The 22,570-nt window shown below is 74.2% G+C and carries 24 protein-coding genes; 11 read left to right on the top strand and 13 right to left on the bottom strand.

Features of this window, described 5'->3' with window-relative positions:
• Positions 1-266 precede the first annotated feature (266 nt).
• Positions 267-581: a DUF8825 domain-containing protein gene (locus tag ABT238_RS34420; protein ID WP_350567671.1), complete on the top strand. Its 315-nt coding sequence runs from the start codon at positions 267-269 to the stop codon at positions 579-581.
• A gap of 34 nt (positions 582-615) precedes the next feature.
• On the opposite strand, the gene ABT238_RS34415 is transcribed toward ABT238_RS34420, so the two are convergent.
• The 4 genes from ABT238_RS34415 to ABT238_RS34400 form a co-directional block, all read right to left on the bottom strand.
• Positions 616-1,092, bottom strand: coding sequence for an NUDIX domain-containing protein (locus ABT238_RS34415; protein ID WP_350804007.1), 477 nt, complete (start codon positions 1,090-1,092; stop codon positions 616-618).
• A gap of 267 nt (positions 1,093-1,359) precedes the next feature.
• Positions 1,360-2,646, bottom strand: coding sequence for a replication-relaxation family protein (locus ABT238_RS34410; protein WP_350567676.1), 1,287 nt, complete (start codon positions 2,644-2,646; stop codon positions 1,360-1,362).
• A 489-nt stretch (positions 2,647-3,135) separates the two neighbouring features.
• A complete protein-coding gene (locus ABT238_RS34405) occupies positions 3,136-4,770 on the bottom strand; it encodes a hypothetical protein (protein ID WP_350803984.1) in 1,635 nt (544 codons plus the stop codon).
• A gap of 88 nt (positions 4,771-4,858) precedes the next feature.
• On the bottom strand, positions 4,859-5,008 hold the full coding sequence (locus ABT238_RS34400; RefSeq protein ID WP_350567680.1) for a hypothetical protein: 150 nt from the start codon (positions 5,006-5,008) through the stop codon (positions 4,859-4,861).
• Between the two features lie 266 nt (positions 5,009-5,274).
• On the opposite strand from ABT238_RS34400, the gene ABT238_RS34395 reads away from it, so the two are divergent.
• Positions 5,275-5,721 carry a hypothetical protein gene (locus ABT238_RS34395; RefSeq protein WP_350803978.1) on the top strand — a complete coding sequence of 149 codons (447 nt, stop codon included), beginning with the start codon at positions 5,275-5,277 and terminating at the stop codon, positions 5,719-5,721.
• A gap of 34 nt (positions 5,722-5,755) precedes the next feature.
• Positions 5,756-6,013: a hypothetical protein gene (locus ABT238_RS34390; protein ID WP_350567686.1), complete on the top strand. Its 258-nt coding sequence runs from the start codon at positions 5,756-5,758 to the stop codon at positions 6,011-6,013.
• A gap of 181 nt (positions 6,014-6,194) precedes the next feature.
• On the opposite strand, the gene ABT238_RS34385 is transcribed toward ABT238_RS34390, so the two are convergent.
• A complete protein-coding gene (locus tag ABT238_RS34385; protein ID WP_350567688.1) occupies positions 6,195-6,488 on the bottom strand; it encodes a hypothetical protein in 294 nt (97 codons plus the stop codon).
• A gap of 312 nt (positions 6,489-6,800) precedes the next feature.
• On the opposite strand from ABT238_RS34385, the gene ABT238_RS34380 reads away from it, so the two are divergent.
• Entirely contained in the window at positions 6,801-7,583 is a 783-nt protein-coding gene (locus tag ABT238_RS34380) for a hypothetical protein (protein WP_350567690.1), read from the top strand.
• 134 nt (positions 7,584-7,717) lie between these two features.
• On the opposite strand, the gene ABT238_RS34375 is transcribed toward ABT238_RS34380, so the two are convergent.
• The 6 genes from ABT238_RS34375 to ABT238_RS34350 form a co-directional block, all read right to left on the bottom strand.
• Positions 7,718-8,281 carry a hypothetical protein gene (locus tag ABT238_RS34375; protein ID WP_350567692.1) on the bottom strand — a complete coding sequence of 188 codons (564 nt, stop codon included), beginning with the start codon at positions 8,279-8,281 and terminating at the stop codon, positions 7,718-7,720.
• 114 nt (positions 8,282-8,395) lie between these two features.
• Entirely contained in the window at positions 8,396-9,028 is a 633-nt protein-coding gene (locus ABT238_RS34370; protein ID WP_350567695.1) for a hypothetical protein, read from the bottom strand.
• A gap of 404 nt (positions 9,029-9,432) precedes the next feature.
• Positions 9,433-9,984 carry a hypothetical protein gene (locus ABT238_RS34365; RefSeq protein ID WP_350803968.1) on the bottom strand — a complete coding sequence of 184 codons (552 nt, stop codon included), beginning with the start codon at positions 9,982-9,984 and terminating at the stop codon, positions 9,433-9,435.
• A gap of 18 nt (positions 9,985-10,002) precedes the next feature.
• Entirely contained in the window at positions 10,003-11,646 is a 1,644-nt protein-coding gene (locus ABT238_RS34360; protein WP_350803964.1) for an alpha/beta hydrolase, read from the bottom strand.
• The gene (locus ABT238_RS34355; RefSeq protein WP_350567703.1) at positions 11,643-11,951 is read right to left on the bottom strand and encodes a hypothetical protein; all 309 of its coding nucleotides are present in this window, start codon (positions 11,949-11,951) and stop codon (positions 11,643-11,645) included. Before ABT238_RS34355 ends, ABT238_RS34360 begins: the two co-directional genes overlap by 4 nt.
• 374 nt (positions 11,952-12,325) lie before the next feature.
• Positions 12,326-13,078: a hypothetical protein gene (locus tag ABT238_RS34350; RefSeq protein ID WP_350803954.1), complete on the bottom strand. Its 753-nt coding sequence runs from the start codon at positions 13,076-13,078 to the stop codon at positions 12,326-12,328.
• A 197-nt stretch (positions 13,079-13,275) separates the two neighbouring features.
• On the opposite strand from ABT238_RS34350, the gene ABT238_RS34345 reads away from it, so the two are divergent.
• Together ABT238_RS34345 and ABT238_RS34340 are read left to right on the top strand one after the other, a co-directional pair.
• Positions 13,276-13,701, top strand: coding sequence for a restriction system modified-DNA reader domain-containing protein (locus ABT238_RS34345; protein ID WP_350803951.1), 426 nt, complete (start codon positions 13,276-13,278; stop codon positions 13,699-13,701).
• A gap of 64 nt (positions 13,702-13,765) precedes the next feature.
• A complete protein-coding gene (locus ABT238_RS34340; RefSeq protein ID WP_350803948.1) occupies positions 13,766-15,532 on the top strand; it encodes a zeta toxin family protein in 1,767 nt (588 codons plus the stop codon).
• A gap of 7 nt (positions 15,533-15,539) precedes the next feature.
• Here the strand turns inward: ABT238_RS34340 and ABT238_RS34335 are convergent, their stop codons facing one another.
• Positions 15,540-15,863 carry a hypothetical protein gene (locus ABT238_RS34335; RefSeq protein ID WP_350803939.1) on the bottom strand — a complete coding sequence of 108 codons (324 nt, stop codon included), beginning with the start codon at positions 15,861-15,863 and terminating at the stop codon, positions 15,540-15,542.
• A gap of 223 nt (positions 15,864-16,086) precedes the next feature.
• Between ABT238_RS34335 and ABT238_RS34330 the strand changes: the two genes are divergently transcribed.
• From ABT238_RS34330 to ABT238_RS34315, 4 genes are all read left to right on the top strand, one after another.
• Complete coding sequence (locus ABT238_RS34330) at positions 16,087-18,864, top strand: ATP/GTP-binding protein (protein WP_350803934.1); 2,778 nt, start codon at positions 16,087-16,089, stop codon at positions 18,862-18,864.
• Between the two features lie 125 nt (positions 18,865-18,989).
• Positions 18,990-19,217 carry a hypothetical protein gene (locus ABT238_RS34325; protein ID WP_350803931.1) on the top strand — a complete coding sequence of 76 codons (228 nt, stop codon included), beginning with the start codon at positions 18,990-18,992 and terminating at the stop codon, positions 19,215-19,217.
• Positions 19,218-19,365: 148 nt separating this feature from the next.
• Positions 19,366-19,662, top strand: a complete 297-nt coding sequence (locus ABT238_RS34320) for a hypothetical protein (RefSeq protein WP_350567720.1) — start codon at positions 19,366-19,368, stop codon at positions 19,660-19,662.
• The gene (locus tag ABT238_RS34315; protein WP_350803926.1) at positions 19,655-19,930 is read left to right on the top strand and encodes a hypothetical protein; all 276 of its coding nucleotides are present in this window, start codon (positions 19,655-19,657) and stop codon (positions 19,928-19,930) included. Before ABT238_RS34320 ends, ABT238_RS34315 begins: the two co-directional genes overlap by 8 nt.
• Before the next feature lie 103 nt (positions 19,931-20,033).
• Here ABT238_RS34315 and ABT238_RS34310 read toward each other — a convergent pair whose 3' ends face one another.
• Positions 20,034-21,296, bottom strand: a complete 1,263-nt coding sequence (locus tag ABT238_RS34310; RefSeq protein ID WP_350803924.1) for an NsdA family TPR-like regulatory protein — start codon at positions 21,294-21,296, stop codon at positions 20,034-20,036.
• Positions 21,297-21,534: 238 nt separating this feature from the next.
• Here ABT238_RS34310 and ABT238_RS34305 point away from each other — a divergent pair, with 238 nt between their 5' ends.
• Positions 21,535-22,560, top strand: a complete 1,026-nt coding sequence (locus tag ABT238_RS34305) for a methyltransferase (RefSeq protein WP_350803919.1) — start codon at positions 21,535-21,537, stop codon at positions 22,558-22,560.
• Positions 22,561-22,570 lie beyond the last annotated feature (10 nt).

Genomic DNA, 22,570 nt, shown 5'->3' with positions numbered 1-22,570 from the left:
GGCCCTCGTCCGCAGGTGGAGGCCTCCCCCGCCCCCTGGCGCGCCAGGCCGATCGCAGTGCCGATTGCCGCTGCCAGCGCGCCGGCGCGGCCTCGGGAACCGCCGCGGCCCGCTCGCCGACGCTGACACCCACGCCGGCTCGATGGTGACCATCAAGGAGTCCCACCGGGGTCTGGGGCGGGCATCAAGGTGGACGGGACGGCCGTCAAGGTGTGTCGGCGGGGCGCAGCCGGACGACGGATCCGGTCGCGCGTACGATTCCGGCCGTGGGCAAGCAGAAGACCTCATTCGAGTACCCCGACCGCCTGATCGAGGCACAGCGGGCGCTGGTGGCCGTGCAGGCCGAGCGCCGCGCGCACCTGGCCGCGCTGCCGGCCTTCAGCGGTGACCTGGAAGCGGCCCGCGAAGGCCTCGCCGAGGAGGTGCTGGCGGAGTCGGCGCGCCTGGAGGAGGCCGAGCGCCAAGCCGCCCACGCGGTGTGGGCCGACGAGTTCTGGGCCAAGCTGTCGGGCGAGGACCGGGTGGCCGCCCGCAGCTGGCTCCAGCACACCGGAGAGCCGGCAGAGGGCGAAGCCGCGTAGCCGCCGGCCTGCTCGGCCGAGCCGAGCCCGACGGTCAGCGCCACCGGTAGGAGCCGCCAGTCATCGGCGGGAGCGACAGCGGACCACCTGTGGTGGCGGCCAGGGTGGCCTGGTCGAGGACCGGGCCGATGGCCGGGTAGAGGTGGAGGCCGGCCGCGTCGGCCACCGGCATCCAGACCACCGGCGCCCGATCGGGGTCGTCCTGCTCGGCGACGGCGACTGTGTGGTGGAGCCGGTCGGGCAGGTAGGCGGTGAAGACCAGGTGCCGGCGGCGGAAGACCACGGTCTCGCCGGGCCGCTCGGTCTCCTGCTCCTGAACGAAGCGCAGCACCGGCGGCTCGGGCAAGCCGGCGAAGTCCAGGGCGAGCTCCTCCAGCAGCTCGCGGCGCAGCGCGGTGGCCGGGTCTTCGCCTTCTTCGACCAGGCCGCCGGGCAGGGTGTGCTGCACGCCGTCGGGGCGCTCTCGCCGGATCAGCGCCAGGCGACCGTCGTGGAGGAGCACCGCGCACACCCGTACCCGGGCCGGCGCGGTCACCGGCCAGTGGCCGGGTCGTCGGCGTCGTCGGGCAGGACGGGCAGCGGCCAGGACGGATCCGGTGCCCAGGTCGGCCAGCCGGCGGCGAACGGGCCGCTCTCGTTGTCGAGCCAGGCCTGGCAATCTCACCGGGCCCGGGAGGGAAACTCACCGGCCGGTCGGCGAAACTCACCACCGCAGGTCAACGGAGGTGCCCAAACTCACCGCCGCAGGTCAGCAGCCCTGCGGCGAGGAGCAGGCGGGTCAGGAGCGCCGCCACCAGGAGCGGGCGCGTTTCTCCTCGGCGGCCGCGGCGTCGAGCGCGGCCTGCTCGTGCTCGGCCTCCTGCCGGGCCCGCTCGTCGACGTCGGCCTGGCGGCAGCCGGCGCACAGCCCGTCGTCGTCCCAGGTGTCGGCCCGCTCCTGCTCGACCCACCGCTCGTCCGAGAACTTCGCCCGGCAGCGGGTGCAGGCCGGACGGCGGCGCTCCCGCTCGGCCCGCCGGCGCTCGGCCTCCGCCTCCTGCCGTATCCGGCGGGCGTCCTCCTGCTGCTGCTCCAGCAGCTGGTCGCCGTCCTCGTTGTTGAGCGCCTCGGTGAGGGTGGCCCAGCGCCGGCCGCCGAAGCGCCACCAGATCGGCCCGTCGGCGCCGAAGCGGCGCAGCAGCGGCATGGTGGTGGCCACCACCGGCAGGGCGCGGTGGTAGTCGCGGGCGGTGGTTTCCTCGCTGCGGTAGGCGGGTGCGTGCCAGGTCGGTTCGGAGGCGGCCTCGACCTCGCGGATGCGGCGCAGCAGGCGTTCGTGGTCGGCTTTCGCTTTGGCCTTCTTCTGCTCCTCGGTGAGCGGTGGGGTGCCGGGTCGGCGGTTGCGCTTGCGGCCGGCCCCGAGGACCAGGGCGACCGGGGGCAGGCCTTCGCGGCCGGTGGGCGGGTAGGTGGCGGTCCACTGGCGCAGGTCGTGGGTGCGGGCCCCTGCGCGGTGCAGCGAGGCCTCGAAGGCGCGCTTGGTGGTGCCCCTGGCGGGGAGTCGGCACCAGGTGCGGTAGGTGGCGAGCTTGGCGACCAGGGTGCCGTTGCCCTCGTTGTCGCGGTCGACTTCCACCAGGAGCACCGGGACGTCCGCGCCGGGGTCGGTGAGGACCAGGTCGGCGAACAGCGAGCGGCGGCCGGGCAGCTTGTGCTCGACCTCGGTCGCGTACGCGGCGAAGTGGCCGAAGCCGGCCTTGGCGAGGTGCCCGGCGACGGCGACGACGTCCAGGGCGTGCTCGGAGTACGCGGCCGACGGCTTCTCGCGCCGCGGGCGGGCCGCGGCGAGCTTCGACCCGGCCGGGAGCAGCGCGGTGGCGTCCCGGCGGCCGGACGGAGTCAGGCACCACAGGCGCCGGCCGTCCCGCAGCGTGAGCTCCTTGCGGACCTTCCCCGCCTCCTCCAGGTCACCGAGCGCGTCGCGCACGGAGCGGTCGCCGCGCTGGTTCGGTACCACCAGCGGCCACAGCTCCCGGGCGGTCGCCCGCTGGAACAGCGCGAGCGCCATCAGCACCCGGCCGCGCACCGGGGCCGTCGACCCTCGCCTCCAGGGCGTTCTCTTGCTGTCTTCGACAGCAAGAGCAGAGGGGTTGTCGCCACCACCCGAGCCCCTTGTCCTTGGCGCCTGACCTGCGGAAACGCCGGATTCGGGCGGGAGGGGCGTGGAGGTGCGGGCGGAGGTGCCCGTGGAGGTGTCCGCGGGCCCCTTGTCCTGGTCGGGCGAGGCCTTGCCCGGGAGCCGCGGCCGGTGGTGGCCGGCGGCCTGGCCTCCGCCGTCGTCGTGGGGGTCGGGTTGGGCAAGCGGGGTGGTGGTCATCGAGGTGGCCTTCCGTCAACGGTCGGCCGGGACCGGCGCGGTGGCCGGCCCCGGCACCCGGGCGAGGACCCGGGTGCCGCCGACCCTGCACAGCGCCCCCTTGTCCGCGGTCTGACCGCACCCCTTGACCAGCCCCCTTGTCCTGTCCGGTTTGCCCTGGTCAAGGGCCTTGTCCTCCCGGTTTGTCCGTGACCGGGATCACCCGTGGACGGGAGGAAGCGGCCGGGCCGGACCGGCGGCGGCGAGGCCCTGATCGAGCGCCAGGCGCAGCAGGGTGAGGGCGTCGTTCGGGTTCGCGGACAGGAGCGGGATGCCGTCGGTGGCGTCGGCGACCGGGCGGCCGGAGATGAGGGCGATCCAGTTGCCCGCGTCGTCGTAGACCTCGGTCCATCCCGCCAGGCGGCCGCGCTGTTCGAGGGCCTGGGCGTCGGGGTGGCCGGGCCAGGTGAGGTGGACCAGGCCGTCGCCGAGGGCGTAGTCGCGGTGCGGGTCGCCCAGGCCGCGCAGGGTCGGCGGCGTGCGGCCGGCGGCGGCCGCGAGTGCCAGGTCCGGCACCGGTATCCCGTCGGGCGCGGCCGGCGCCGGTGCCGGTGCGGGTCCGGAGGGTGGGGTGGCCGGGGTTGCGGCGCGGTGGAAGACGTCGAGGGCGAGGTCGGCGCTGCGGTAGGTGCGGGGGCGGCTGAAGCGGTCGGCGATGAACTGGCCGGGGCGGCCGTCGCCCTGGTGCTGGACGGCGATCCAGCCGCCCAGGCCGCGCAGGGTCGGCGGCGTGCGGCCGGCGGCGGCCGCGAGTGCCAGGTCCGGCACCGGTATCCCGTCGGGCGCGGCCGGCGCCGGTGCCGGTGCGGGTCCGGAGGGTGGGGTGGCCGGGGTTGCGGCGCGGTGGAAGACGTCGAGGGCGAGGTCGGCGCTGCGGTAGGTGCGGGGGCGGCTGAAGCGGTCGGCGATGAACTGGCCGGGGCGGCCGTCGCCCTGGTGCTGGACGGCGATCCAGCCGCCCAGGCCCCAGGGGCCGTCCGGCAGGCGGCAGGTCCAGCCCTTCGCCGTGCCGTCGTGCAGCAGCAGCTCCACTCCGGGTGCGGTCCAGGTCGCCAGCTCCCAGCCGGGGCCGAAGGTCACCGCCAGGTCGTCCAGCCGGTCGGGCCCGCCGAAGCGGGCGTACGGGTCGACGACCGCATTGCGCAGCGGCGCGTTCGCGTCGGCGGCGGTGAGGGAGCCGGCCGTCCCCGTCCCGCCGGTGGTGTATTCGCCCCGGGGCGTATTACCGGCCGCCGGGTGGGGGACCGTGTCTGCCGGACTTTCGCCCCGGGGCGATTCACCGGTACCGGCCACGTCCCCGGAAGGTGCCGGGAAATCGCCCCGGTGCGCAATTCCGGCGGCCGGGGCGTCGCCCGGGTGGAGCGCGTCCCGCACGTCCTGTGCCTGGGCGAGCAGCCGGGAGGCCAGCGCGGGGATCTCGCGGGCCAGATCGGCGTAGGCGGCGTTCGGGTCGTCATCCACGGCGGCCAGGAAGGTGTCGACGTGCCGGCGGACGGCGTCGGCGACGTCGAGCAGCTGCTGCCGCTGCTGCGGGAGCGGCCAGCCTGCGGGCTCGATGGCCTCGCCGTCCGGGGCGGCCTGGACGGGCAGGGCGACGGTCCGGGCCTTGGCGCGGGCCCGGTCGGCACGGCTCTTGCAGGCCTGCGAGCAGTAGGCCGCGCGTCGGCCCCGGCCGGTGCGCGCCGGCAGCGTGTTCTCGCAGTCCGGCCCCTCGCAGCGCGAGCCCTCGGCCTGGTCGCCGTCCAGCTCGAACAGCGCCACCTCGCCGCTATTTCGCACCGGTTCGTTTTCCATGGCGTGATCGTAGCCCGAGCGCGGCACCCGAACTCCGCCCCGGGGCGCTATTCTCTCCGATCCCGCCGGCGGCCGGGGCCGGGAAATTTCACACCGCTCCGGATTCCCGCACCGGCCAGCCCGCAGCCACGTTGTCCCGCACCCGCACGCCCACGGCCAGCACGTTGTCCCGCATGCTGTCCCCGCTGCGCAGCAGGTTGTCCCGCGCCGCGCATGCGCAGCGGGCGGCGCGCAGCACGGACCGGCGTGCTGCGCAGCGCTGTCCCGCCGTGTAGCAAGGCCTCCCTTGCTACATGGAAGGGAGCAGCACGCCCCGGTGCAGCAAGGGTGCCCTTGCTGCACCCGCTGCTGCCCGTGACCGCCGGGGCGCTGGGGCGGTTGCTGCTGTGTGACGACTTCTCTGCTGTCCCGGCCGCCGGCCCCGCGCCGCGCCGTCGCCCTCGGCCGGTGAGCGCGGTCCGGCCCGGCCGGGCGCGGCGGGCGCTCGGTCCTGGCGCTGTCCGGGTGCTCGCCGACACCGTCCGCTCGCCGCGCACCCCGCCGCTCTGGTCGCCGGAGGCTGTCGACGCCGCGCTGCACGGCGTGCTGGGGCGGTTCGAGGCGGTAGCCGAGACGGCGGGGTGGCGGGACGCCTTCGACGGCCTGGACGAGGACGTGCTGGCGGAGGCCGCCGCCGAGGCCCGGGCGTTCGGTGCCGATCCGGCGGCGGCCGTCGACGACCTCGTGGGTGAGCTCGGCCGGCAGCTCGCCGCTTGGCAGGAGGCGATCGGCGAGCTGGGCCGCGCGCTCATCGCGGCCGCGCAGGACCGGCCGCTGCCCGAGTGGGCCGCCGACGCCGGCCGCTCCGAGGACGTCCGTCGGCGCCGGGCCCGTCAGGCGCTGCTGGAGGCCATCGCCCGCCACCACCACGGGCCCCTGCCGGACGAGGAGCCCAACGACCGGCCGTGGTGATCACCCGTGCCCGGGGCACGGAAGAATGGGCCGGGTGACCAGCAGCCAGCCCCTGCCCCGGGGCCTCAACTCCCTGATCCCCAACACCCGCGCCCAGGCCTCCGCCGGCGAGCGCGCCGCCTCCCAGCTCCTCCACCTGCGCGAAGCGACCGTGCCGGTGCCGGTCCTCGCCGCGGCCGCCGAACTGATCGCCCCTCAGCTGAAGAGTGAGGACGCGGCGACCCGGGAGGCGGCGGCAGCCGTCCACGCCCGGCTGCTCGCCGCGATCGACGGCGCTGCCCCGGGCCGGTAGCCGCCCGCCGAACCGGGTGTCCCAGCCCCTGTCCCAGCTCGAGCGCGGAGCGCCACTACCAGGGAAAACGGCTGGGACTGTCCTAGCGAAACGGGTGGAATCGGACACCTGAGACACGGGGTGGGACAGGGCTTGGACAGCCCCCGTCCCACCCCGGTCGGCCCGTCCTCCGACGCTCCGCCTACAGGTGCGGGCCCACCCGCAGCACGGTGACCGCGCCGCCGTCGCGGCCCCAGGCCCAGTGGATCCGCCAGGCGCCCGGCCCCTGGTCGATGTAGGACGTCCACGCCGCCGTGCCGCGGTGGCCGGGCAGGAGCGCGTAGCGGTGGCTGCGCAGGCCCGGGTGATGCGGGTCGGCGGCCAGGTGCTCCAGCGCCTGGCGGACCCGGCGCAGCCGGCGCGGGTCCGCGCGGCGCCCCTTCTCCAGGCGGGCGAGGGTCCGGGCGGCGGCGGGGGTGTAGTGCAGCGTCGGCATCGGTCTCCTTCGGCGCGGGCATGCGGAAGGGCCCGTCACCCCCTGATCGGTGGGGGTGACGGGCCCTTGGCGGGTCGTGCGGACGTACTGGTCGTCGGTGGGCGGGGGCGGGACGGTCGGGGTAGGTGCCGATCGATCGTGGCGGCCGTCGACCCGAAGGCCACCCCCGATCCGGATATGTGGGCCGATGCGAGATCAGTGCACCGAAGCTCTGAATGTGGGCCAGTCCTGCAACTAGGTCCCGCAACGCTTTCGGGTGAGCAGATCCATATAGCGCCCACACGGGCGAGTCCTGCGGGCTACGGTGCGCCCATGACCACCACCACAGGGCCCGTCATCGCCACGGCCAAGGTCGGACAGCGCGGCCGGCTCATCCTGCCCACCCAGATCCAGCGCGCCGCACGCATCACCGAGGGCGCCCTGGTCGCCATCCGGACCGCCGACGACGGCACCATCACCATCGAACCGCTCTGGGCCGTACGGGACCGGCTCCGCACCACCGTCGAACCGCTCCTCACCGGCCACCTACCGACCGGCCCCGCCCGCATGCTCACCGGCGGCCACCTGCCCGAGGACGAGAACCCCGGCCCGCTGCCAGCCGCGCTGCGTCCCCTTCCGGACAGCACCCGGATCTCACCCCACGGCGGCGATCAGCGGGTGGTGTTCACCGCCCGCGCCGTCCTCGCGTGGATCGGCGGCGGGCCCGGCTCCCGGGAGGCCTCCTGGCTCGGCCAGGCCGTCCTGCCCGAGCCCGCCGTCGCCGAACTGGTCACCGTCCTCGCCCGCGCGGGCGCCCACGACCGGGCCGAGGCCGTACTGGCGGAGCTCGCCGTCGTCGGAGTGCGCCAGCCGGGCCCGGCCAAGCACCGCGCCACCCTGGCCGGCGACACCGCGCTCGCCCTGGAACTCACCGCCCAGGCCGCGGCCGCCGGCGTCGACCTGACGATGCCGGACGCGCTGTGCGCGGCCGCCGCCCACCGGCTCGGCCTCCCCCTCCTCGCCGCCGACCTGCTGCCCGCCGAAGAAGGCGCTGCGACAGCGGTCGAAGAAGCGGAGCAGGGCCAGGAGCGCGAGCCGGCGGCCGACCAGCCGTAAGCGCGGCGGCCCCGCTCGACGCCGCGCTGGCCGAGGCCCCTCGTGTCGGAGCGCGAGGGGCACCCCGGCCGGAACCGCGCTGGACCGCGCGCCCGCTCGGGGTACCGCCGACCACGCGGCGCGCCTCTACCCGGTCACTCCTCACCCTGCGCGTCGTCGGCGTCCGGCGGCAGTCCCGCGATCCGGGCGAGGCGGCGGGTGGCCTGGACGGCCATCGCGAACGCCAGCGTCAGGGACTCGTCGACCGGCGGAACACCCGAGCCGTCGTCGAACGACGGGGCGTAGTGATAGGTGACCATCGCGGCCGCGGCGCTGACCAGATCGCGCGCGGCGGCCAGGGCCTCGATGTCCGGGGCCTGCTCGTCCGGCCCGGCCGCCCGGCTCAGGTCCCCGACAAGCAGGCCAATCCGCAGCACCACCAGCAGCCGCTCGGCGTCGGCCGCGGTGGGCATCGCGGCCGCCACGACCTCGCCCCGGACCGGCCCGTACGCGGTGCGCAGCGCCTCGATGTCCGCGCCGGCCTGCTCGGCGTCCATCTCGGCGCCGACCAGGTGCGCCTCGGCCGCGCCCAGCAGGGCGGTGGCCAGCATGACGGCGCGGGTGGCATCGTCGGCGACCGGGTCGGGCTGCCAATCGGCGCCGAGCACGGCGAGGGCGGCGCTCAACTGCTCGACGTGTTCCGCCTCGCGGCCGGCCACCCGCAGCCCCTTCGTCGCTGAATCCGTGTGCCCTCCAGAGTGGTCCGCCGGGGCCTGGGGCGAGCGGGAGGCCACGCCGGATTTCACCTGCACGGGCGCCGCCACGGGAACGGGTCAGGTCACCAGCGATTCCTCCAGGCCGGCGACCCCGGCGTACCAGGCGACGTTCTGGACCGGGACGGGGCCGACCCCGAGTGCCGGGGCCACTTCGGCGAGCGTCACCGTGTCGCAGCCCTGCGCGGCGAACCGGTACTCCATCAGGGTGGAGTACGCGCGCAGGTACGGCCGGGAGCGCGCGAGGACCTCCAGTTCCTTGAGCACGGTGGTCACGGCCCTGACCACGCTCCGGCCGCGCTCACCGCCCGCGATCAGCACATCGGCCAGCGCGTCCCACCGGTCCGCGTACGGCCCGTCCGGGGCCGGCCATCCGGCCTCTCCGGGCTGCGGGAACTCGTGCCCGACCTGTGCCCAGAGCAGCAGCTCGTCGGCCAGGAGGTCCACACGGATGTCGCCGATCTCGCCGGTACGCATCCGCAGCCGCAGCGACTCGGCGACGCCGGCGACGACCAGGGCCCAGTCGTCTTCGCCCATCACGACCTCCGCGCGGGAGGTCAGCCGCTCCGGCCGTCGGCGGTACCAGGCGACGACCGCCTCCGCCCACGGCCAGGCGTCCGTGAACGGGTGCCGGTCATGGCTGACGGCGTACCGCTCGGCGTGCTCCTGGAGCTCGGTATCGGGATCCCACACGGGCGCGGCCTCTCCGGTCGATGACGGCTCGACAGTAGTCTGCCCGCTCCCGCCCGCCCGTAGGAGACGCTTCAGGCCGAACCGCTGGAGGAGCAGTCCGGCCGATCCCGAGGAAGCAAGGGCAGTTCCGCAGGACCCGCCGGTGAGAGGCGAGCAACGCCGGGAGAGCAGCTACCCTGCCTGGCGGCCCGGTCGACCACGGGAATGGGCGGTGCGAACGCGGACTAGGAGCACGCCGCTCTGGTCGGCGAAGCACGGACCCAAACGCTGATCGAGCCCGTACTCGGGTCCGCGTCACCCACCGATCGTCGCCTGCGGTACAGCGGTCGACCGTGGCGGGTTGATGCCGGTCCCGCAGCTCAGCCAGCTGTTCAGGTCGGCTCGTGGCGTGAACGGTGACGGAGCTACGGGGTGGATGCGGTCGGTGTGGTCGGAGGCTTCAGGCAGGGAGTGGTGATGCCCAAGACCATGCGGTTGTCGCCGGCGGTGCTGGAGACGTCGACGACGTACCGGCTCTCGGGGTGGCGTGCGGTGACCGTCGAGTTCGGTTGGGTGGCGGGCGTCTCCTGGTACTCGGAGATCTTGAGCCCTTCGGCCGTGAGGACGTCCCTGACTTTGCGTACGACGTCGTTGTGCTGGGCGTTGGGGACATAGCTGTGGACCGCGTAGGCGAGGGTGAAACGGTCGTCGGGCGCGGATTCCCCGTTCCTGCCGGTGCAGGGGCTGAAGAACGGCTCGACCGGCTCGGCGTTGATCTGGATCCCGGCGCTCTGGGCCAGGTGCTCGGTGATCTGCCGCGCCCAGGCGAGTGCGTCGTCACGGGACTTGACCGGGAGCGGAGCGTCCTTGGCTGTGCTGTCGTTCGCCATGCAGGCTCCAAGGGTCGAGACCGTCAGGGCCGCCGCCGCGAAATACTTCAGGGCGATGGCGGACGGGCGGGAAGGCGGGCGGGCCATGGGTTTCTCCGGGTCGGCTCAGTGGGGGATCGATCCCCAGAGCGGGTCTTCCTTGGGGCCTGTGGTGGGCTTCTGACCAGCGATGATCTTGCCCTGGTTCATCAAGCTCTCTGAATTGTCGTCCCAGTAGCCGCCGTGCCCGGAGGTGTCGATGTTGATGTTGTGTCCTCCGAATCCCGCGATGTGGGGGCTGGGACCCAGGGAGAATCCGCCGACCAGACGGGTGGCATCATCGGCGGCCTCCCCGATCCAGAGGTGGTCCGGGTTAACCGTCAGCTGGTCCGCGGTCAGGACGCCCATGCCCGGGCTGCCGAGGGTCACGATGTCGTCGGCCTGGAGGCCGCCCTTCTCGCTGTCGGCGACGCCGACGGCGAAGCTGCCGTAGCTGTGGGCGATGTAGCTGAGATGGGTCTTCGGCTCGCCGTGCGCGATCCTGAGTCCGTCGGAGAAGCGGCGCATGTCGTCGGCGGCATCGAGGCCGCGCATCGGATTCGCCGCCTTCGGGATGCTCTCCGGCGTGTCGTAGCCGAGGTAGGAGACCACGGCGACGGTCTCGCCTTCCTTCGTATACCAGCCGGCCTGATTCTGGAGCTTGCGGATGTGGTCGATCTGCCCGGGGACGCCCGGTAGTTCGGTGTTGGTCCCGGGAACGAAGACGGAGGTGTGGGTGGCCTTGTCCGGGTTGCCGGTGGCGACGATGGCGCGTCCGTCCCCGCCGTAGGCCTCGGGGTCGATGCCGAGGAGGAACAGCTGGTGCGACTCGTCTCTCGCGTCGGCTTTCTCCTCCAGCTTCTTCTTGATCTCGGCCAGTGCCGCCTTGCGCTTGTCGTACGCCGCCTGGTCCAGGCCGAACGATGCCGGGGTCCCGGCCTGCAAGGCGTCGAGCTTCTGGTCGAGCACAAGCCGGTTGGCCTCGTCCCGCGCGGTCGCCGGCAGACCGTCCAGGTTCCCGATCCTGGCCGCGTTCAGGGCGAGGTACGTCTCCTGCTGGCCGGGCGTCAGCCCCTGCCACCACTCGGCGTTCCTCCGCGGGTCCGTACCGTCCGGGATGAAGGACTCGGCCAGACCCAGGTCATTCATCACCGCCGCGACATCACCACGCGTCTCGGCGACGGCCCCGTTCGCCCGCCGGCCATCGAGAACTTCCCCGCCCAAGCGGCCGAGGGCGATGTTGCCCTGGTTGCTCGCCGCCTCGGCGTCCTTCAGCGCCTGGTCGATCCGGGCCTGGTAGCCGGCCCCGAGGCCCATGAGGGTGCGGCGGGCGCTCTGCGCGTCCGGATCATTGCGGTCCCCCGGCGACTCCGGCGCAAGACCCACCCTCCCCTCGGCCGAGACCGTCAGACCGGAGTCCTGCGCCCGACGCACCGCGTTCATCAGGTTCGTCTGCGCCTGGTAGATCCGGTCGGCGACCGTGTTCAGCGTCAGCGCGACCGCCTCCGCCTCCACCCGAACGACGTCCAGCTGCTGCTCGGTGCGCGCCATGAACGGGAACGCCGCCTGGGCATCGGCCCCCTCCCATCGTCGGTGCAGGGGCCCGTTCACCTGACTGCGATGACGTGAGCTCACAGTCTCCGCCGTGTGCGCCAAGGCCTTCCAGTTCCTCGCGACCCCGCGCAGCCCTTCCGGATCGAACTTCACCAACAGCTCGTAGAGGCCGTTCACTGCTTCGCCCCCTGCTGCTTCCAGACGCCGGCCGTCACCTGCTCGGTGTGACCGTGGGCAGCGGCGTTCGCATCGAGATTGGTCCCCGTCGCAACGATCCGCTGCTGAAGCGCCGCCAGCGGCGCACTCCAACTGCTGCCCAGATGCCCCAGCCCTCCGGCGACGGACCAGCCGGCAAGCTGACCGCTCACCGTCGTGGCCGAGGTCAGCGCGGCCTGCACCGGCGCACCGAGCTCCTCCGCGAGCCCCTTCGCCACCTGCGCCGACGCGTGCAGTTCCTGCGGAACGACGTTGACGTCCGCCAACTCAACTCCCCCCAGAGCCACATCCGGTACGGCACCCCGCCACACCGAATCGGACACCACCATACGCTGCGCATCCGTCCGAGTACGCAAACATTCGGGCCAGGAGCGCGCCGACTGCCGAGACGGCCGACGGCCCCGACTGCTCTTTCGGCTCAGCAGACAGGCCCGCGAACAGCGATCTTTCACTCAAGAACATGCCGGGAGGTCAGAAATTCTTACCTTGCGCTGGGCATAGAGGCTCCTGGCCGCAGAACGCGCGGGGGCGAAGGTGTAGGTGAATCGCCGAGCGAAGCGGGAGCTGTCGACTCGGCCACGGAGTCCGGCAGACCGTCGATCGCCACCTCAGGTTCAGCAAGCGTCGACAGCGCCAGGCTTCACGCCGCTTGGTCGGCGCCGGGGTCGCGCGTGCAGAGGTGGGCGGTCGGGCAGGCCGGGCAGCCGCGGACGTCGACCAGGTCCGCGACGGCGTCGAACAGCTCCTGGGCACGCTCAACGGATCCGACGCCCTCGAACGTGGCGTACTCCTCCGCGGTGCCGACGGTGCCCTCCGAGAGGTGGGAGCAGAGGTAGGCGAGTGCGGCGAACTCCTCGTCGCCCAGGGTCTGCGGGTCTCCCGGGATGCAGGTCTTGGGCACCAGGTCGCTGGCGATGTCGCCGCCGAACAGCCACGGATCGCCGGGCTTCACGGGCTTGCCGACGACGCGCAGGACGGCGCCCTCGCTGTCCGGCTCGACCAGGAGCATGCCGGCGGCGTGGAGCTCGTGCACCGCGTCCCGCACGTCCGCCACCTCGGCCCTGCCGCCGAGCATGCCCGCGATTTCGCCGGCGGGCAGGTCGCCGATGCTGCCGTCCGGACGGCGCAGCCGCAGGACGCCACGGTCCAGGGCCATGTCCAGCCACGCGGCCTGCAGCGGGATCTTCGGACCGTAGGCGGGGCGCAGCCGGCCCAGGCGCCGCATGAGGTCGACGGCCTGGGGGCTGAGCCTGGGGTCGGCTGCGGCCCGTTGGGGGTCGAAGCCGGGGGCGGGGGAGAGCCACTCGTCGTAGCCGGGCGGCTGGAGCTGCTGCAGGGTGTACTCGACCGGTCCGCGTTCGCGGCGCGGCTTGCCCGGCTTTCTGCGTCCCACGTGCTGGGTGTCCTTCCCGTCTTGGGTGATGGCGGTGCCATTGAACACTGGCTGCAGTTGGTCGATTCCCGGGGGTGCTGTTGAGCGGCGTGGCGGCTGCGGGTGGCGGCCGCGGGTTCGACGACGGAATACACTGGACACCACATCTGTTTTTCTCTGGTGTTCAGAGATTCAAGATTGATCTTGAGGGGGAAATCGTGGCGCAGCCCAGCCGCACGATCCAGATCGACGACGAGGTCTTCGCCTATCTCCAGCGGCACAGCGAGCCCCTGGTGGACACGCCGAACGATGTCCTGCGGCGGCTGCTGCTCGACGGCGAGCGGCCGGCGTCCGATCCTGCGGGTTCGCGCCCCACGGGTGCGCTGATGCCGCTGATCGAGGCCGGGCTCGTGCGGCCCGGCGACCAGTTGCGGCACACCCAGAGCCGGCTGAAGTTCACCTACACCGCTTCGGTGGCGGGCGACGGGTGGATCGACATCCCCGACGGGCGGACGTTCCGGCTGCCCTCCCCCGCGCTCAAGGCCCAGGTCGGCTACGACGTGTCCGGCTGGGCGCAGTACGTCCACGTTCCCAGCGGCGCCACGCTCGCCGAGCTCCGCGAGCGGCTCGCCGGCCAGTCCTGAGCACGGGCGGCAGGCAAGAGCGGACAAGGCCGTCAGAGCGGGGAGAGCGATGAAGGGGGAGCACGTGAGGCTTTCGGAAGCGGAGAGCCGCGCGGTGCTGGAGGGGGTGGTCCTTCCGGCGGCCACCGCCGGGGCGGTGGCCCAGGAGCAGCCGGTGGTGGTGCTCGTGGCGGGGCAGCCCGGCAGCGGCAAGTCCACCCTCGGGGACCTGCTGCACGCCGTCCTCGATGCGCGGGGCGGGGCGGTGCGGATCGGCGCCGACCTGTACAAGGCCGCGCACCGGCACTACCCGGTGCTGCTGGAGGAGGACGTGCGCACCGCGGGGGCCGGCGTGCGGGCGGACACCCGCCGATGGCAGGCCGCGGTGGAGGAGCGGGTGCGCGAGGGCCGCTTCGACGCGCTGGTGGAGACCGCGCTCGCCGACGCCGGCGAGGTGCGCGCGCAGGCCGCGGCCTACCGGGCGGCCGGGTACCGGATCGAGGTGGTGGCGCTGGCCTGCGCCGAGGCGTGGAGCCAGCTCGGCGTCCTCGCCCGCTACACCGAGCAGGCTCTTGCGACCGGGGCGGGCCGGTACGTGTCCTGGGAGAACCACGACGCGTGCGCGGCCGCGCTGGTGACGACCCTGCGGGTGGTCGAGGAGAAGATGCTGGCCGACCGCGTCACCGTGGTGCGGCGGGGCCTGGTGCCCCTGTACGGCAACGACCTGGTCGGCGGCGCCTGGGCGAAGGCGCCGGGCGCGGCGCGGGCGGTGGCCTCGGAGCGGGCCCGGTGGTGGGACGCCGTGGAGAGCGCGGGCTTCCAGCGGGAACTGGCCCGCACCGAGCGGGCGCTGACGCTGGCCGAGGACCGGGTTGCGGCCGACCGCGTGCTGGCGGTTGTCCGCGACGCGCGCCGGGCCGCCGCGCTGTCCGAACCGGTGCGCCGGATCGCGCAGGCCCTGCGCCGGCCGCCCGGCGTCGACTTCCACCGGCTCTCCGCGGCCGAGCACCGCGAGATCTTCGACCTCGACATCGCACCGATGCTCCTGGGCAGCACCGTCGCCCAGGAGCGGCCGGTGGCGGTGTTCGTGGTGGGCCAGCCCGGCGCGGGCAAGACCAGCATCGCGCTCATGGCCGAGCGCGCGATGCGCCCCGGCACGGTCCACCTCTCCGGCGACGACCTCAAGATGCTGCACCCCGACTACTACGACCTGCTGCGCTGCGAGGCGCGCGAGGCAGGGGCCGCGATCCGCGCGGACTACAAGGCCTGGGTCGCCATGGCCCAGGCGTACGTGCGCGAGCGGCGCGGCGACATCGTGATCGAGACCGCCCCCGGCAGCGCCCACGCAGTCCTGGCCGACGCCGAAGCGTTCCACCGCGCCGGCTACCGCGTCCAGATCCTGGCCCTGGCGGTGCGCGCCGCCGACAGCCGCCAGGGCACCGCCGCCCGCTACGCGGACGCGCAACTCCACGGAACTCCGGCGCGGTTCACCACGGCGGCCGGGCACGACCGGTGCTTCGAGGCGGTGGCCGCCGCCGTCGACCAGGCCGCCTCCTCCGACATGGTGGACGACCTGGTGGTGATGGGCCGCGACGGGCGCGCACTGTGGTCCCGCCGGTCCGGCGGCACGCCGGGCTGGGCGCTGCACGTCGAGCGGAACCGCCCCTACACCGAGGCGGAGGCACGACGCTTCCTCGCGGTCCAGGCGCAGGTGCGCCGGGCGCTGCCGCAGCACCGCCGGGAGGTGGAGGAGATCGCGGCGCTCGCCCGCCCGCTCCTGCCGGAGCGGCTGCGGCCCCTGCCGCTGGACGTGCCGCCCGCAGGTCCGCTGCCCGCCGTGCCCGCCGCCTGAGCGCCGGTCAGCTCCCACCGGTCAGCTCCCCCAGGACCGCGGTGTAGTGGGCGGCCAGGCGGGCGGCCTCCCCGGCGTCCACGCCGTCCTTCAGCCGCTGGAGATCGCCAATGGCCTGCTGCCGGGCCTCCAGCAGAACGTCCAGGGCCGCCGGGTCGGCGCCTTCCCTCGCCGCGCGGCGCAGGTCGCGGATGCCCGAGCTGTACCAGGCCACCACCGCGGTGATGACCCGCACCGCCCGGTCCCACTCGCCAGCAGGCCCCTGCGGGCCGGAGCCGGCCGACAGGCCGGTGTTCTCGGCGGGGCCGTCCTCAGGACGGGGGTCGGGCACGGTGGCACCACCTCGGATCGGATCGTCACGGTCGCCGCCAGTCTCACACGCCGGGCCTGCCGCATGTGCCGCGCCCGGTCGTCCGGGCGGCCGGGCGCCCAGCGGCCCGGCCGCCCGGCGGGTAGAACGCCCTGGCGGCTGGGCTGGCCGGGCGGCCGGTACCGCCGTCGGCGGGCGAGGGCGTAGGTTGATGGCCGGTCAGGCACAGGGGGAGAGGGCACACGTGGCGCGAAACCTGCGGGCGCTGTTCGGCTCGAACGAGCGGGTAGGCGCCGACGAGGCGTTCACCAACCGCGAGGCCCAGTGGCGCACAGTGACGGACGCGCTCGCCGAGCACCTGGCCCGGATCGGCGCCCCGGACTTCGACATCCAGGACCTCGAGGCTCCCCGGCACAACGTGCTGGTCTTCCACGGCGTCGGCGGGATCGGCAAGACCACCCTGTCCCGGAAGCTGGAGGCCGCGCTCGCCGCCTCCGAGGACCGGCCCGCGCAGTGGGGCGAGCCGACCTGGCCAGCCGCACCGCGGCTGCTGCCGATCCGCATCGACCTCGCCCGCTCCGCCGGCACCGACTTCGAGCACCTGGTCCTCGCCCTGCGCACAGCGCTGGCCGGCCTGGACCGCCCGCTGCCCGCGTTCGACCTCGCGCTCGGCCGCTACTGGGAGCACAACCACCCCGGCGAGCCGCTGGAGGACTACCTGCGCCGCGCAGGCCTGGCCGGCCGCGCCGGACGAGCCCTGCCCGGCCAGCTGCAGGCCGCCCTCGGGGAAGCCGCCCAGCAGCTGGGCCTGCCCGGCGCGATCGGATCCGCCGCCGGCCAGATCACCACCGCCGCCGCCGTCCGGGCGGTGCGCGAGCGCCGCGCCACCGCCCGCGCCCTGGCCGGCTGCCCCCGCCTGGCCGACCTCCTGGAGGCCGAGCCGGACCTGGAGGCGCTCTCCTACTACCCGCACCTGCTCGCCTACGAGATCGACCGGCTTCCCGCGAAGAAGGCCGTCGGGCCCATCGTGCTGCTCGACACCTTCGAGGACACCGGCGACCGCACCAACCGCGACCTGGAACGCCTGATCCAGCGCGTGGTGTGGCTGATGCCGAACGCCCTGTTCGTCGTCACCGGCCGCTCCCGCCTCCAATGGGCCGATCCCGCACTGCAGGGCCAGCTCGACTTCACCGGGCCCGCCGCCTGGCCACAGCTCGCCGCCCACATCCCCACCGCCCGCGCCGACCGCGCCGGGACGGCCGACCCGACGGGCACCGGTACAGCCGAACCCGCCGGCCCGGGCAACCAGGCCAGGACGGCCGTCAGCCGGCAGATCCTGATCGGCGACTTCAGCCCCGAGGACTGCGAGGACTACCTCACCCGCCGCCTCACCGCCGACGGCCGGCCCCTCATCGACGACCAACTGCGCCGGACCATCACCGCCCGCTCCCACGGCCTGCCCCTCTACCTGGACCTCGCCGTGCTGCGCTTCCTGGAGATCCGCCGCACCCGCACCCCCGAACCCGCCGACTTCGAGCACGACTTCCCCGCCCTGCTCGCCCGCACCCTCCAGGACCTCACCCCCGACGAACGCCACGTCCTGCGCGCCGCGAGCCTCCTGGACGCCTTCGACGTCCCCCTCGCCACGGCCGCCGCCGGCCTGGACCGCCAGGCCGCCGCACTGCGCCTGATCGAGCGGCCCTTCGTCCGCGAGCACGAGGCCGCGCTGTGGCCCTACCACCTGCACGCCGTCGTGCGCTCGACGATCCGCCGCGCCGACGACCACACCGACGACCGCTGGTCCCTGGAGGACTGGCAGCACGCCGCCGCCCGCGCCCTCGACGCGCTCGGCGGCCAGTGGACCGCCGGGCGGGACGCCGGCGGCCGGGCCCTGCTGACCGGCTGCCTGCGCCAGGGCCTCGTCCTCGCCCGCGACCACCGCCTCGGCCTCGGCTGGCTCGCCGATGCCGCCTGGGCCTACATCTCCGACTCCGTGTGGGAACCGATCGCCCCACCCGCACCCGCCGCCTTCACCGGCGCCGGGCAGGCCTCCGGGCACGGGCCGGCCGGCACCGCGGTCCTGCAGACTCCGGCCGACGCCCTGGTCGAGGCCCTGCGCACGCTCGCCGCCCGCCAGCGCGAACACCGCACCCACACCGCCGACCGCCTCACCCGCGTCATCGACAGCCGGCTGCTTCCCGCGGACCTGACCGACCTCGCCCTCTACTACCGGGCCAAGGCCCACCGCGACCTCGGCCGCACCGACGCCTCCCGCCAGGGCATGCGGCAGGTCGCCGCCGGCACCACCCGCCTCGCCCCCGCCGCCCGCCGGGGCCTGGCCCACCTCGCCCGCCTCGACGGCGACTTCCCCACCGCCCTCGCCGCCGCGCAGAACCTCGGCTGGGCCGGCCGCCAGCACCGCGTCCTGGGCGACCTGTGGTGGGTCCACGCCGAGATGGACCAGGCCGCCGCCGCCTACGAAGCCGCCCGCACCGACGCCGAACACCACGGTGTCGCCGGCGAGGCAGCCACCTCCCAGGCCCAGCTCGCCTTCGTCCGCGCCTTCACCGACCCCCAGGCCGCCGACGACGACCTCCACCTCGCCGAACAGCTCCTGGCCGGCCTCGACCTGCGCGCCACCACCCTCACCACCCGCATCGCCGCCCTTGTCCGCGACGCCGGCACCCCCGGCGACACCGTCCCCGAGCGCGCCGACGTCCTCGGCGCGGAGGTCCGCGCCTCCGGCGTCCGCGCCGCCGAGGCCGCGCTCGCCCTCGCGATCTGCTTCCACCACGCCGTCCTCGACGACCCCGACAACCAGAGCGCCCTCGCGATCGCGATCCGCGACCTCGACCACCTGACCCGCGGCCGCGACTACGCCTACTACACCGACATCGCGACCTTCATGGCCGGCCAGGAGCTCCAGTTCCCCTCCCCCGCCCGCTGGTACGACGGCCCCGACCAGGTCCGCGACCGCTGGCGCACCCTCGTCACCGCCCGCCGCACACACCTCCGCCTCTGACCCCGGACAGTCGGCGGGACGCGGCCGTCCGGCAGCAGCGGCCCCCGTTTCCCGCCGACGTCACGGCCCTTCCCCACCGCTGACCGGTCGTCTACGGTGAGCTCCCCCGAACACCGGAGGCCCCCGTGCCGGACAGAGCAGACCTCACGCCGCAGTACCGCACTTACAGCGGGGAAGACGAAGCCACCGGCGCCCGCTTCGTGATCGCCTACGAGGGCGACGAGGAAGCCGACGCCGAACGCAAGGCGCAGCTGCGCGCCATGATCCGGCGGGTCATCGCGGACCTGCCGGACGAACAGCCGCAGGAGAACGCGCGGCCGGCGCTGCGGCTGGTACTCGGCGACGGCTCCTGAACACGCCGCAGGGCCGCACCCTCAGCAGGGTGCGGACCCGCTACGGCGAGGAGCCGATCCGGGGATGGCCATCGCGGGCGCGGCCCAATGGCCGGCCGGCACCAGATACCGTGGTCCCAGAGGCAGAGGCAGAGGCAGGAGGAACCCGATGAGTGTCCAACCCGTGTACCAGCCCCCGCAGCCCCGTGTGCCCCGCACCCCCGACGGCATCGCCGCCGCGCTGCAGGGCGGCCGCCGCATGGAGTTCTACCGCGAACTCGGCCAAGCACCCATCGACCAGGCCGAACAGGTTCTGAACCGCTGGTGGTGCGAAGCGGAGATGGACACCGACCCCGCCCAGGACCGCACCATCGCCGCCGCCCGCAACGGCACCCTGCCCACCACCACCATGGCCGACGTCCTACGGCTGCGCCGCGAACGGGGCGGGGACCTGCCGGGTGAGTAACGGAGAACCGGACGACCTGTGGCCGGTCCTGCCGTCCGAAGCCGTCCAGGACGCCCTGTCCGACCCCAGCCTGCCCGTCGACCTGTTCTCCGTGATCGTCGCCCTCACTGTCGCGATCGCCGAGAACCCGTGGCTGCCGGAGAGCACTGCCCGCGACAGCGCCGGCGATTGGCGCCGGCTTCCGATCCCCCACGGACGCGGCCTGGTCGAATACGTCATCGACCCCCACAACCACGTCGTTCGCCTCACCCGCGTCATCCCCCTCTGACACGCCACCTCCCCACAGCACGACCCGGCTCGAAGGCCACCCTGCAACCAGCGGGCTCAGGAGGAAACGGGGTCTTCGTCGTCCGGGAATTCGTTGCCGTCGCTCACTGGGCCCCGGGACGGCGAAGGACCGCGGACGCGGAGGTGCCGGCCTGGACGACGGCGTGGATGCGGTCGCCCTCCGGGTCGCGGTACAGCTCGGCGCGAAGCCACCAGCGCTTCAACACCCCGCCGATCGTCGTGTCGTCGGCCTCCCCCATCTCCCGGTAGAACTCCATCCGCTGCACGGGGGGCACGGCTTCGGCGACGCCGTCCTGGGTGCGCGGGATGGGCTGGCGGCCGTCGTGGTGACCGTGCACGGGCTGGGCGCTCACCATTCCGGCGTCGAGAGCGCTCCTCGCCAGCGGGGGCTCCGCGTGGTCGAGCAGACGGCGGGTCCGGGCGAGGTGGGACATCGCATGGCGGTGCTCGCCGGCCCCGGCGACGGCCACGGCCTGCTGGCCCTTGAGATAGGCGGCCTCCCGGGCCGGCAGTCCCCGGGCATGGCGGCCGGCCGCCTCGGCCAGGTCCCGCGCGTGGTTGTGGTGGCCGAGGTAGAAGGCCTGAACGCTCAGGGCGCGCAGGGCCCTCGCCCGCAGGGCCGGGTCGGCGGCCTCGTCGGCGAGCTCCCCGGCCGTCCGGTAGTAGGCCTGGGCACGTCCGTGGGAACCGGGGTCGAACTCGGTGAAGCCCGCCAGGCAGCTGAGCCGGGCGACCGAGACCAGTAGCTGCCGGCGTAGCCGCGGGGCGGCGGGCAGCCGCAGCCAGTCGGTCACCACCGTGCCGAGCACGCAGGTCAACGCGGTGCTGACGAGCTGTCCGCCGGAGGACTCCTCCGCGCTGTGGAACGCTGTCGACAGGTGGTCGGCGGTCTGCAGCTGGTCCTTCCCCAGCCCGCCGTGGATCAGGCCGGTTCCCGGGGGCGGCTCGGCGTCCCCCGCCATAGGATGCAGCGGAACCAGGCCCGTCAGCGTGTAGGGCGGCACGGGCCGACGGGGTTCCGCTCGGCCGAGGAAGGCCAGGACGTCGGCCGCGGCCGGGCGGTCACCGCCCTCCGGGACCGGGGCGGCGGGCCGGGCAAGGCCGGCGTGCTCGGGGGCCACCGGGCGGCCCAGCCACCGGGAGAGCACCTCACAGAGCAGCCCGGGCACCGGTTCCATGGGGAGGGAGCCGGCGAGCCAGTGGCTCACCGAGGTCCGGTCATAGCGCAGGACGAGGCCGCATTCCACGCCCGCCCGGTTCACGGCCCGGGCCAGGCCCTCCCCGCTCAGCGCCGCTTCGTCGAGCAGGGCCCGCAGCCGGTGGTTGGGTGGGCGGCTTCCGGTCATGGTCACTGCCTCGCCAAAACTCCGCAGCCGCCGCCCCACCGCGCCACCCCGAAGGCCCGCGCACGCCGTCTGCCCGCCCATCCTGGCCTTGCCGGTCCCGGCGGGCAAGGGCGCGGACGCCTGCGCCCTGTGTTCGCGCGGTCGCGCGACGCAGGCCACCGCGCAGTACATTGAGAAGGCCGGTGCGGACACCTCCGCCCGCGTACGTGCGGTGTCCGACGCTCTCCGGAGGACCCCCATGAGTACCCAGGCCGTGCCACTGCCCCTGCTGAACCTCACGTTCGGGGTGCACGCGTTCAAAGCGCTCGCCCTGGCCACCGAGCTGGGTCTGTTCACCGAACTGTCCGGCACCACGACCACCGTGGCGCGCTTCGCCGCACGGCACGGCATCGACGACCGGCCCGCCGAGCTGCTGCTCACCGCCTGCACCGCACTCGGACTGCTGCGGCGCGACGACGCGGGAACGTACCGCAACTCGGAGATGTCCGAGGAGTTCCTGGTGCGCGGCAAGCCGTACTACTTCGGGGGCTGGGTGACGGTCGTGGACCGGCACGAGTACCCCGCCTACCTCAAGCTGGCGGACTCCCTGCGCGGCAACCACCCCGTCAGCTGGGACCCGGTGCGCCAGGAATCGCTGTTCGCGCCGGACGACCCGGTGATGCTGGAGCACTTCTGGGAGGGCATGCACGCCCTGTCCGCGTTCACCGCCCGCCGGCTCGCCGAGTCCCAGGACTTCACCGCCATCCGGCGCGTTCTGGACGTGGGCGGCGGCGGGGGCGCCTTCGCCGTCGAACTGTGCCGCCACCACCCCAGCCTGCGGGTCACCGTCTTCGACCTGCCATTCGTCTGCGAACTCACCCGCCCCCGCATCGCCGCGGCCGGCCTGGAGAAGCAGATCGACCTCGTCGGCGGCGACTTCTTCACCACACCCCTCCCGAAGGGTCACGACGCCGTGCTGCTCTCGAACATCCTGCACGACTGGGGCGAGACGGACGCCCGGAAGATCCTTGCCGCCTGCGCCGAGGCACTTCCGGAGAACGGCAAACTGATCATCTGCGAGTCGTTCGTCGACGACGACAAGCGCGGCCCCGTCCCGGCCGCCCTGATGAGCCTGAACATGCTGGTGGAGACCTGGGGCCGCAACTACACCGCGGGCGAGTACACCGCCTGGCTACGGGATCAGGGTCTGGTGACGGAGCGCGTGCTCGCCCTGGACGGGGCGCCCACCACCGGTGCGCTCGTCGCACGCAGGATCCGGCCCTGACCCCTGCCCC

It is taken from the genome of Kitasatospora sp. NPDC001527, assembly GCF_040298605.1.
Lineage (GTDB): Bacteria > Actinomycetota > Actinomycetes > Streptomycetales > Streptomycetaceae > Kitasatospora.
Note: the sequence above shows the minus strand (reverse complement) of the source record. Positions and strands in the feature narration are given on the sequence as shown.

Excerpts from the sequence above, each read along its gene's own strand:
- ABT238_RS34405 (WP_350803984.1), bottom strand. The coding sequence starts at position 4,770 with ATGGAAAACGAACCGGTGCGAAATAGCGGCGAGGTGGCGCTGTTCGAG.
- ABT238_RS34380 (WP_350567690.1), top strand. The coding sequence starts at position 6,801 with ATGACCACCACCACAGGGCCCGTCATCGCCACGGCCAAGGTCGGACAG.
- ABT238_RS34385 (WP_350567688.1), bottom strand. The coding sequence starts at position 6,488 with ATGCCGACGCTGCACTACACCCCCGCCGCCGCCCGGACCCTCGCCCGC.
- ABT238_RS34305 (WP_350803919.1), top strand. The coding sequence starts at position 21,535 with ATGAGTACCCAGGCCGTGCCACTGCCCCTGCTGAACCTCACGTTCGGG.
- ABT238_RS34310 (WP_350803924.1), bottom strand. The coding sequence starts at position 21,296 with ATGACCGGAAGCCGCCCACCCAACCACCGGCTGCGGGCCCTGCTCGAC.
- ABT238_RS34320 (WP_350567720.1), top strand. The coding sequence starts at position 19,366 with ATGAGTGTCCAACCCGTGTACCAGCCCCCGCAGCCCCGTGTGCCCCGC.
- ABT238_RS34365 (WP_350803968.1), bottom strand. The coding sequence starts at position 9,984 with ATGGCCCGCCCGCCTTCCCGCCCGTCCGCCATCGCCCTGAAGTATTTC.